Here is a 7,145-nt window from a genome sequence, read left to right as displayed (position 1 = left end):
CGCTGACCTGGGATCAGGGCTCGGAGATGGCCAACCACAAGGCCATCGCCAAAGCCACCGACCTCGACATCTACTTCTGCGACCCGCATTCGCCATGGCAACGCGGCAGCAATGAGAACACCAACGGACTGCTGCGCCAATACTTCCCGAAAGGGACAGATCTCTCGTTGTGGGGGCCCGGATACCTCGACCAGGTCGCCTCCGAACTCAACGGAAGACCCCGCAAGACCCTGGGATGGAAAACCCCAGCCGAAGCCCTCACCGAACTACTCTCAAATCCACCAACTGTTGCATCGACCCCTTGAACTCGCCGCAATGACAGCAGCCCGGAGGTAGAACCCGACGGCGCGACGGGATGCGACGGCATCACGATGCGCGTCAGCGCGTCGGCGTCGCCAGCGGCCAGCCCACCGAGGCCAGCCGGGAGGCGACCTGGTTGATCTCTTCGGGATTCGGGTCCTTCTCGATGACGCTGCGCACCGCGATGCGGATGGCGTCGTCCGTCACCGGGCCGTCACCGTTGCTGGCGCGCAGGACGGTGTGAGCGGCTTCGACCACCTCGTCCTCGGTCAGCGTCCGGGTCAGCAAAGCCAGTAGGGCGAACTGGTCCTTGGGCGGAACCCCTTCGGGGTAGCCCGCACGCAACCAGCCCAACACATTGTCCAAGACGCTTGTCGACTCACCCATGGATACTCAGCTCACTTCTTGGGCAGGAACGGGAACAGGTCGATACCGGTGTGGTGGATCATCGTGGTCCGGGTGATCCACGCGATGGCCACCAGGATCACCAAACTGACAAGGGCGAACAGCGCCAGCCCGACGAACTTCAAGACCGGGTTGGGGGCGTGGGTGGCGCCGTCGGCGGTCGTGCCGCCGGCCCCGTTGGAGTAGGCCACCAGTCCCGCGGCGAAGACCGCCGGCAGACCGGCGCCCAGGATCAGGCCGACCACGAGCACCTTGAAGATGGATTCGAGATAAGTCATTGCGATTCCTTGTGTTCGCTTGTGCGCGGGACGATCAGACGCTGGCTTTGTCGGCGCCGGGGTTCTTCTCGGCACTCGGTGCGCCGGGATCGGTGGCCTCACGCACATCGGCGGGCACCACGGAGTTGGTGGAGTGGTCCCAATCGGCGTTGACGTTGCTGTGGTCGACCTTCTGCTGCTGGGCGCGCCACCACATGTATCCCGACAGGGCCACCAGAACCAGGAAGATCAGCCCGTCACCCGCGAGCGCCGAGGAGGTCAGCGACTCGACACCGTGGGACAGCCAGTACGCCAGCGCGCCGACGAGGCCCGCGGCGGGCAGCGTCACCAGCCAGGCGACTGCCATGCGGCCGGCCACCGCCCAGCGCACCTCGGCGCCGGGCTTGCCGACACCGCTGCCCAGGATCGAACCGGTCGCCACGTGGGTGGTCGACAGGGCCATGCCTGCCGCGCTGGAGCTCAGGATGATCGCGGCCGACGATGCCTCGGCGGCCAGGCCCTGCGGGGACTCGATCTCGACCAAGCCCTTGCCCAGGGTGCGGATGACCCGCCAGCCACCGATGTAGGTGCCAAGGCCGATGGCCAGCGCGCAGGAGGCGATGATCCAGAACGGCAGGCCGTCGTTCTTCACGTCGCCGCCGAGGTGGCCGGTGGTGATGAGGGCCAGCGCGATGACGCCCATGGTCTTCTGCGCATCGTTGGTTCCGTGCGAGAGCGCGACCAGCGAGGCGGTGGCGATCTGTCCCCAGCGGAAGCCCGTCTCACGCCGCTTCTGCGCGACGTTGCGGGTGATGCGGTAGACGAGCCAGGTTCCGCAGCCGGCCACCAGGCAGGCGATCACCGGGGCGGCCACCGCCGGGATGAGCACCTTCTGGCTGACGCCGGCCCAGTTCACCCCGGACAGGCCGATCGCGGCCAGGCCGGCACCGATCAGACCACCGAAGAGTGCGTGCGAGGAGCTCGACGGGATGCCGAACAGCCAGGTGAGCAAGTTCCACAGAATGCCGCCGATCAGACCCGCGAAGATGATCGTCAGACCCGTCGAGGCGTCGATCGAGGGGATCAGGGCCCCGGTCTTGGAATCCTGGATCTTCAGCACCGAGCTGGTGACGGTGATGGCGACCTCGACCGACAGGAACGCACCCACCAGGTTCAGCACACCTGCCAGCAGCACCGCCGTCTTGGGCTTGAGAGCGCGGGTGGCGATCGAGGTGGCCATGGCATTGCCGGTGTCGTGAAAGCCGTTTGTGAAGTCAAAAGCCAGTGCCGTTGCTATCAACAGCACCAGGACGATCAGCTCAGCGCTCATGGCCGTAATTCTGTAGGACCGCAGGCGCTTTTGACCAGCCGGAAACACCTCGCTGAGCTGGGAATTCAGCTACCCTGCGAATGAGTTCACCGAGTGTTCATCTGCCCACCCCGGATTGTTCGCCGGGGCGCTTTGCCGATTCCCGAGCGGCCGATACGTTCACTGCGAGCCAGAGTCGGCTGGCACAACTACCATCAATGCGGTCTTCCGGCTCAAACTCGAATGGCCGGAGGAACCTCGCTCGGGTGCATCAGGAGTAGGCACAGTGAACGCTTTTCTCGCGAAGATCGCGGCCTGGCTGAACGCCGGGTACCCCGAGGGGGTGCCCGGACCAGACCGGGTGCCGCTGTTGGCGCTGTTGACTCGGCGATTGACCAACGACGAAGTCAAAGCCGTCGCACACGATCTCGTCGATCGCGGTGACTTCGATCACATCGACATCGGCGTACTCATCACCCAGATCACCGACGAGTTGCCTCGTGCCGAGGACGTCGAACGGGTGCGGGAACGACTGGCCGCCAAGGGCTGGCCGCTGGACGATCCGCGCGATGCCGAGGACGCAGGCGACACCGGCACCGGGGACGCCCCGAAAGAGCCAGGGAGCCCGGCATAGCAGTCCTGCGCCCCGTCACCGTCGGACCCGCGACGGACGCGTTGCGAGCGACCCTCGACGACGTCCTGACCGGACGCGGGCCGGCGATCTTGCCGGTCCCCGCCGACGACGAACGTCAAAGTTCCTTGCTCACAAGCGCTTTACGGGCCGGCGAAGAGATCGACGACGACGTCGCGGTGGTGATCTCGACGTCGGGCACCACGGGCAAACCGAAGGGCGCACTGCTGACCGCTGCCGCGTTGCGCGCCAGTGCCGAGTCCACCCACGCCCGACTGGGCGGTGCCGGACGGTGGCTGCTCGCCCTGCCCGCCTACCACATCGCGGGTTTGCAGGTCCTGGTGCGCAGCGCGCTGGCGGGCACCACGCCCGTCACCGTCACCCCGTCCTTCGATCCAGCCGAATTACCCTCTGCGGTAGCAGCTTTGGGCAGCGGGCGGCGCTATGCCTCACTGGTGGCGGTGCAGTTGGACAAGTCCCTGCGTGACCCGGCCGCCGCGGAAGCACTCGCCGACCTCGATGCCGTTCTGATCGGCGGTGGACCGATGCCCGCCGGGGTGGCCGAACGTGCGGAGGCGGCGGGGGTGAACGTGGTGCGGACCTACGGGATGAGCGAGACGGCGGGCGGATGCGTGTACGACGGCGTGGCGCTGGATGGGGTGAAGGTGCGTATCGACAATGCCCGCATCGTGCTGGGTGGGCCGACCGTGGCCAAGGGGTATCGCAATCCGATCAGTCCCGACCCGTTCGCCGAGCCCGGCTGGTTCCGCACCGATGACCTTGGAACTGTGGACGATTCAGGCGTATTACGGGTCCTGGGCCGGGTCGACGACGCGGTGAGCACCGGCGGTTTGACCGTGCTGCCGCAACTGGTCGAATCGGCTCTGGCCGGCCATCCCGCGATCGCCGACTGCGCGGTCTTCGGTGTCCCCGACGAGCGGCTGGGCCAGCGGGTGGTGGCCGCACTGGTGCTGACCCCGGGTTCACCAGCCCCCGACGAGGCCGAGCTGCGCGCCCACGTGGCACAGACCCTCGATGCCACGGCCGCACCGCGCGAGCTGCACATCGTCGACGCGTTGCCCCGGCACGGCATCGGCAAGCTCGACCGGCGCGCGCTGGCCGCCCGCTACAGCTGAGCGCGCCGGAGCTGCGGACCTGATATTTCACTTGTCGTCTTCGGCATGATGGAGTCATGCGCCGAGAAGTGACCTCCGCGGATGAGCTACGCGCCATCGTCGGCCAACCCACGGCAGCCGTCGCCAAGAAGGTGACCGACCGGCTGTCCGAAGCTCAGCAGGGCTGGCTCAAGCATTCGCCACTGGGTTTCGTGGCCACCACCGATGCACACGGCCGCGTCGACGTCTCCCCCAAGGGCGACCCGCCGGGTTTCGTCCAGATCATCGACGACACCACAATCGCCATCCCGGAACGGCCCGGCAACCGGCGCGTCGACGGCTTTCTCAACGTGCTGCAACGACCGCACGTGGGCACGGTCTTCGTCATCCCCGGCCGCGGCGACACCCTGCGGATCAACGGCACCGGCCGGATCCTGTCCGACGCGGACTATTTCGACGACATGGTGGTGGACGGCAAACGGCCGATCCTGGCCCTGGAGATCGCCATAGAAGAAGTGTTCTTCCACTGCCCCAAGGCATTCCTCCGTTCGGACACATGGAAGCCGGAGACCTGGGATCCGACGGCGGTGCCCTCGGTGGCGCAGATGGCCAAGGCGTTCAAACCCGACCAGACCCAACAGGAACTCGACGCGTACTACAGCGAAGACAACCTGCGCAAGATCCTCTACTGAGCCAGGGCGCCGCTCTCACGAGTTCGTCGCACTCACATGCCGACCAATTTTCACACTGGCAGCTTGCTTGCCACCAGGTCCACGGGCGTGATTGTCGGCGGCGTTGCGAACAGTTCGTCGCCGCGGGCCTCGATGGCTTCGCGAACTTTTCCCTGGAGATGGGCCTGGCGATCATCTTCGCTGTCGAAAGCGTCGAAGATGCGAAAGGACGACGGTCCGAGCCGGAATGCGAACCAGGCAAGTGTTCCCGGCTCGGCCTCCACCAGCTTCTGGGCATCGACCAGGAAGCCGGCCACGTCCGCCTCCTTACCTGCGCGGGCCTCGAACTCGACGAGAAAACCGTATGCCGGCATGGCAACCCTTCCATGTCTTTAACACGTCGCATTCACAGTGAATGCGGTTGCGACATAAACCGATCGGTGCATATCCCGATGCGGGCGACGGTACCGAACAAATCCATCCGAGTAAACCGATCGGTTTCCTGGCAGCGACGCGTCGCGGCGACTCGCTGATCGATGCCCGCGCCGAGCCGCCCAAGAGTGCGCACCCGGCACTGTGACGCGCGCCACAAACAGGCCAGTTATGGAATGATCAGTAAATAAAATCGGCTGTGCGTACCAGCGGCCATGCCGCGAGTCAGAAGATTCTGAACTCTTCAGTCGCAGAACGGAGTACGCACATGTCAGATCGACCGGTCGTGTTCATTCACGGCCTTTGGATTCACACGTCGGCCTGGGAACCCTGGGCCGAGCTCTATCGACGAGAAGGCTACGAGCCGATCCTGTCCGGATGGCCGGGTGACGGCCCGAGCGTCGCATCGACGCGCGCCACCCAACTCGTCGGTGGATACGGCGTCGCCGACGTCGTCTCGCACTACAGCAAGCTCATCGCCGGCCTGTCCACCAAACCAGTAGTCATCGGGCACTCATTCGGCGGGCTCATCGCTCAGCGACTGCTCGACAACGGAGACGCAGCGGCGGCGGTCGCAATCGACCCCGCACCGATCAAAGGCGTGACCAAACTGCCGCTTTCGCAGATCCGGTCCACGATTCCGGTATTGCGCAGCAAGAAGAACCGCGACGGCGCCGTAACCCTGTCCGAGCGGCAGTTCCGCTACGCCATCGCCAACGCGATTCCGCGTGATGAGGCTCGCGAGTTGTACGAACGCTTCGCCATCCCCGCTCCCGGCAAGCCACTGTTCGAGGTGGTCGGCGCCAAGAAGGATCCCCACTCCCCTACGACGGTCAACGTCAACAACGGCGAGCGTGGCCCGCTGCTGATCATCGGCGGCGGCAGAGACCACATCGTCGCCGAATCTGTCACCCGGCAGGCAGCCGACCTCTATGAGGGTTCGCACGCGGTCACTGACTACCACGTGTTCGACGACCGCGGCCATTCCTTGGTCATCGACTCACGCTGGCGGGAAGTCGCCGACTTCGTCCTCGGTTGGGTCAACGCCCACCAGAGCCCCGGCCTCACCTATCTCCCAGGAGCCCAATCATGAGCGGCAATGAGCGGTACCTCGTTACCGGCGCGACCGGGAAAACCGGTGCGCACGCGGTGAAGCTGTTGCGCGAGCAGGGTGCCCAGGTGCGCGCGTTGGTGCATCGTCACGACGAACGCTCAGCACGGCTCGGCGAACTAGGTGCCGAGGTCGTCACCGGTGACCTGCTCGATTTCACCGACGTCAGCTCGGCCATGGCCGGAATCACCGCAGCCTACTTCTGCTACCCCATCGATCCCGGTGGCCTGCTGGACGCCACCACGATCTTCGCGCAGTCCGCCAGTGAGGCAGGCGTGCGCGCGGTGGTGAACATGTCGCAGATCTCGGCCAGGCGAGACGCGAAAAGTCATGCCGCGCAGAATCACTGGCTAAGTGAGCGACTGCTGGACCGGTTCGCCTTCATCACGACCCACTTGCGACCTACGTTCTTCGCCGAATGGCTGATCTGGCAATGGTCGCGGCCCGCCGACGGTGACGGGGTGCTGCGGTTGCCATTTGGCGACGGCCGCCATGCGCCCATCGCGGGGATTGACCAGGCCCGGGTGATCGCCGCGATTCTCACCAATCCGGCTCCGCACGACCGCCAGATCTACCCGCTGTACGGACCGGTGGAGCTGCATCACGACCAGATTGCCGAGAAGATCTCGGCCACCCTCGGATTCCCCGTCCGGTACGAGCCAGTGGAGATCGCCAGATTCGCCGAGGTTCTCGAGGTTCAGGGCCACACTCCGTTCCTCATCCAGCACCTGTCCAACGTCGCACAGGATTACCGGGACGGTATCTTCGCCGGCGCCGACAACCTCGTCGAAGTCATCACAGGCACTCCGGCCCTGACCGTAGAGCAATTCGCCGCCGCCAACCGCACCGCGTTCACCGGCACCGGTCAGCAACGGTCCTGGGAACAACTGCGCGACAACGCACGCTAGTGGCTA

The 7,145-nt window shown here is 65.5% G+C and carries 11 protein-coding genes; 7 read left to right on the top strand and 4 right to left on the bottom strand.

Annotated features, from left to right (window positions below; translation table 11 throughout):
• Positions 1–305 (top strand): IS30 family transposase (locus tag H977_RS0128220; RefSeq protein WP_029110996.1); only part of this gene is annotated, 305 nt, incomplete at its 5' end.
• Positions 306–378: 73 nt separating this feature from the next.
• Here H977_RS0128220 and H977_RS0128215 read toward each other — a convergent pair.
• Genes H977_RS0128215 through H977_RS34120 form a run of 3 tightly spaced genes read right to left on the bottom strand, consistent with a single transcriptional unit; the run spans position 379 to position 2,292 of the window.
• Entirely contained in the window at positions 379–687 is a 309-nt protein-coding gene (locus H977_RS0128215) for a DUF3349 domain-containing protein (protein WP_029110995.1), read from the bottom strand.
• A gap of 11 nt (positions 688–698) precedes the next feature.
• Entirely contained in the window at positions 699–983 is a 285-nt protein-coding gene (locus H977_RS0128210) for a hypothetical protein (protein ID WP_029110994.1), read from the bottom strand.
• 34 nt (positions 984–1,017) lie between these two features.
• Positions 1,018–2,292, bottom strand: coding sequence for an inorganic phosphate transporter (locus H977_RS34120; protein WP_036477550.1), 1,275 nt, complete (start codon positions 2,290–2,292; stop codon positions 1,018–1,020).
• A 265-nt stretch (positions 2,293–2,557) separates the two neighbouring features.
• On the opposite strand from H977_RS34120, the gene H977_RS0128200 reads away from it, so the two are divergent.
• The 3 genes from H977_RS0128200 to H977_RS0128190 are packed head-to-tail and all read left to right on the top strand — an operon-like array spanning position 2,558 to position 4,709.
• Positions 2,558–2,905, top strand: a complete 348-nt coding sequence (locus H977_RS0128200) for a DUF3349 domain-containing protein (RefSeq protein WP_029110993.1) — start codon at positions 2,558–2,560, stop codon at positions 2,903–2,905.
• A gap of 41 nt (positions 2,906–2,946) precedes the next feature.
• Positions 2,947–4,038 carry an o-succinylbenzoate--CoA ligase gene (gene menE / locus H977_RS0128195; protein WP_081681891.1) on the top strand — a complete coding sequence of 364 codons (1,092 nt, stop codon included), beginning with the start codon at positions 2,947–2,949 and terminating at the stop codon, positions 4,036–4,038.
• A gap of 56 nt (positions 4,039–4,094) precedes the next feature.
• Complete coding sequence (locus H977_RS0128190; RefSeq protein WP_029110991.1) at positions 4,095–4,709, top strand: pyridoxamine 5'-phosphate oxidase family protein; 615 nt, start codon at positions 4,095–4,097, stop codon at positions 4,707–4,709.
• 50 nt (positions 4,710–4,759) lie between these two features.
• Here the strand turns inward: H977_RS0128190 and H977_RS0128185 are convergent, their stop codons facing one another.
• Positions 4,760–5,062, bottom strand: a complete 303-nt coding sequence (locus H977_RS0128185) for a putative quinol monooxygenase (protein WP_029110990.1) — start codon at positions 5,060–5,062, stop codon at positions 4,760–4,762.
• A 41-nt stretch (positions 5,063–5,103) separates the two neighbouring features.
• On the opposite strand from H977_RS0128185, the gene H977_RS35490 reads away from it, so the two are divergent.
• From H977_RS35490 to H977_RS34110, 3 genes are all read left to right on the top strand, one after another.
• The gene (locus H977_RS35490) at positions 5,104–5,268 is read left to right on the top strand and encodes a hypothetical protein (RefSeq protein WP_155946879.1); all 165 of its coding nucleotides are present in this window, start codon (positions 5,104–5,106) and stop codon (positions 5,266–5,268) included.
• A 120-nt stretch (positions 5,269–5,388) separates the two neighbouring features.
• Positions 5,389–6,213 (top strand): alpha/beta hydrolase, encoded by an 825-nt coding sequence (locus H977_RS34115; RefSeq protein WP_051289178.1) that lies wholly within the window; start codon positions 5,389–5,391, stop codon positions 6,211–6,213.
• Positions 6,210–7,139 (top strand): NmrA family NAD(P)-binding protein, encoded by a 930-nt coding sequence (locus H977_RS34110; protein ID WP_051289176.1) that lies wholly within the window; start codon positions 6,210–6,212, stop codon positions 7,137–7,139. Before H977_RS34115 ends, H977_RS34110 begins: the two co-directional genes overlap by 4 nt.
• The last annotated feature ends 6 nt before the right edge of the window (positions 7,140–7,145 follow it).

This window comes from Mycobacterium sp. URHD0025 (genome assembly GCF_000426065.1).
Taxonomy (GTDB): Bacteria; Actinomycetota; Actinomycetes; order Mycobacteriales; family Mycobacteriaceae; genus Mycobacterium.
Note: the sequence above shows the minus strand (reverse complement) of the source record. Positions and strands in the feature narration are given on the sequence as shown.

Bases quoted from the DNA above. Each gene is read 5' to 3' on its own strand.
- H977_RS0128215 (WP_029110995.1), bottom strand. From the start codon at position 687: ATGGGTGAGTCGACAAGCGTCTTGGACAATGTGTTGGGCTGGTTGCGT.
- H977_RS0128210 (WP_029110994.1), bottom strand. From the start codon at position 983: ATGACTTATCTCGAATCCATCTTCAAGGTGCTCGTGGTCGGCCTGATC.
- H977_RS34120 (WP_036477550.1), bottom strand. From the start codon at position 2,292: ATGAGCGCTGAGCTGATCGTCCTGGTGCTGTTGATAGCAACGGCACTG.
- H977_RS0128190 (WP_029110991.1), top strand. From the start codon at position 4,095: ATGCGCCGAGAAGTGACCTCCGCGGATGAGCTACGCGCCATCGTCGGC.
- H977_RS0128185 (WP_029110990.1), bottom strand. From the start codon at position 5,062: ATGCCGGCATACGGTTTTCTCGTCGAGTTCGAGGCCCGCGCAGGTAAG.
- H977_RS35490 (WP_155946879.1), top strand. From the start codon at position 5,104: ATGCGGTTGCGACATAAACCGATCGGTGCATATCCCGATGCGGGCGAC.
- H977_RS34115 (WP_051289178.1), top strand. From the start codon at position 5,389: ATGTCAGATCGACCGGTCGTGTTCATTCACGGCCTTTGGATTCACACG.
- H977_RS34110 (WP_051289176.1), top strand. From the start codon at position 6,210: ATGAGCGGCAATGAGCGGTACCTCGTTACCGGCGCGACCGGGAAAACC.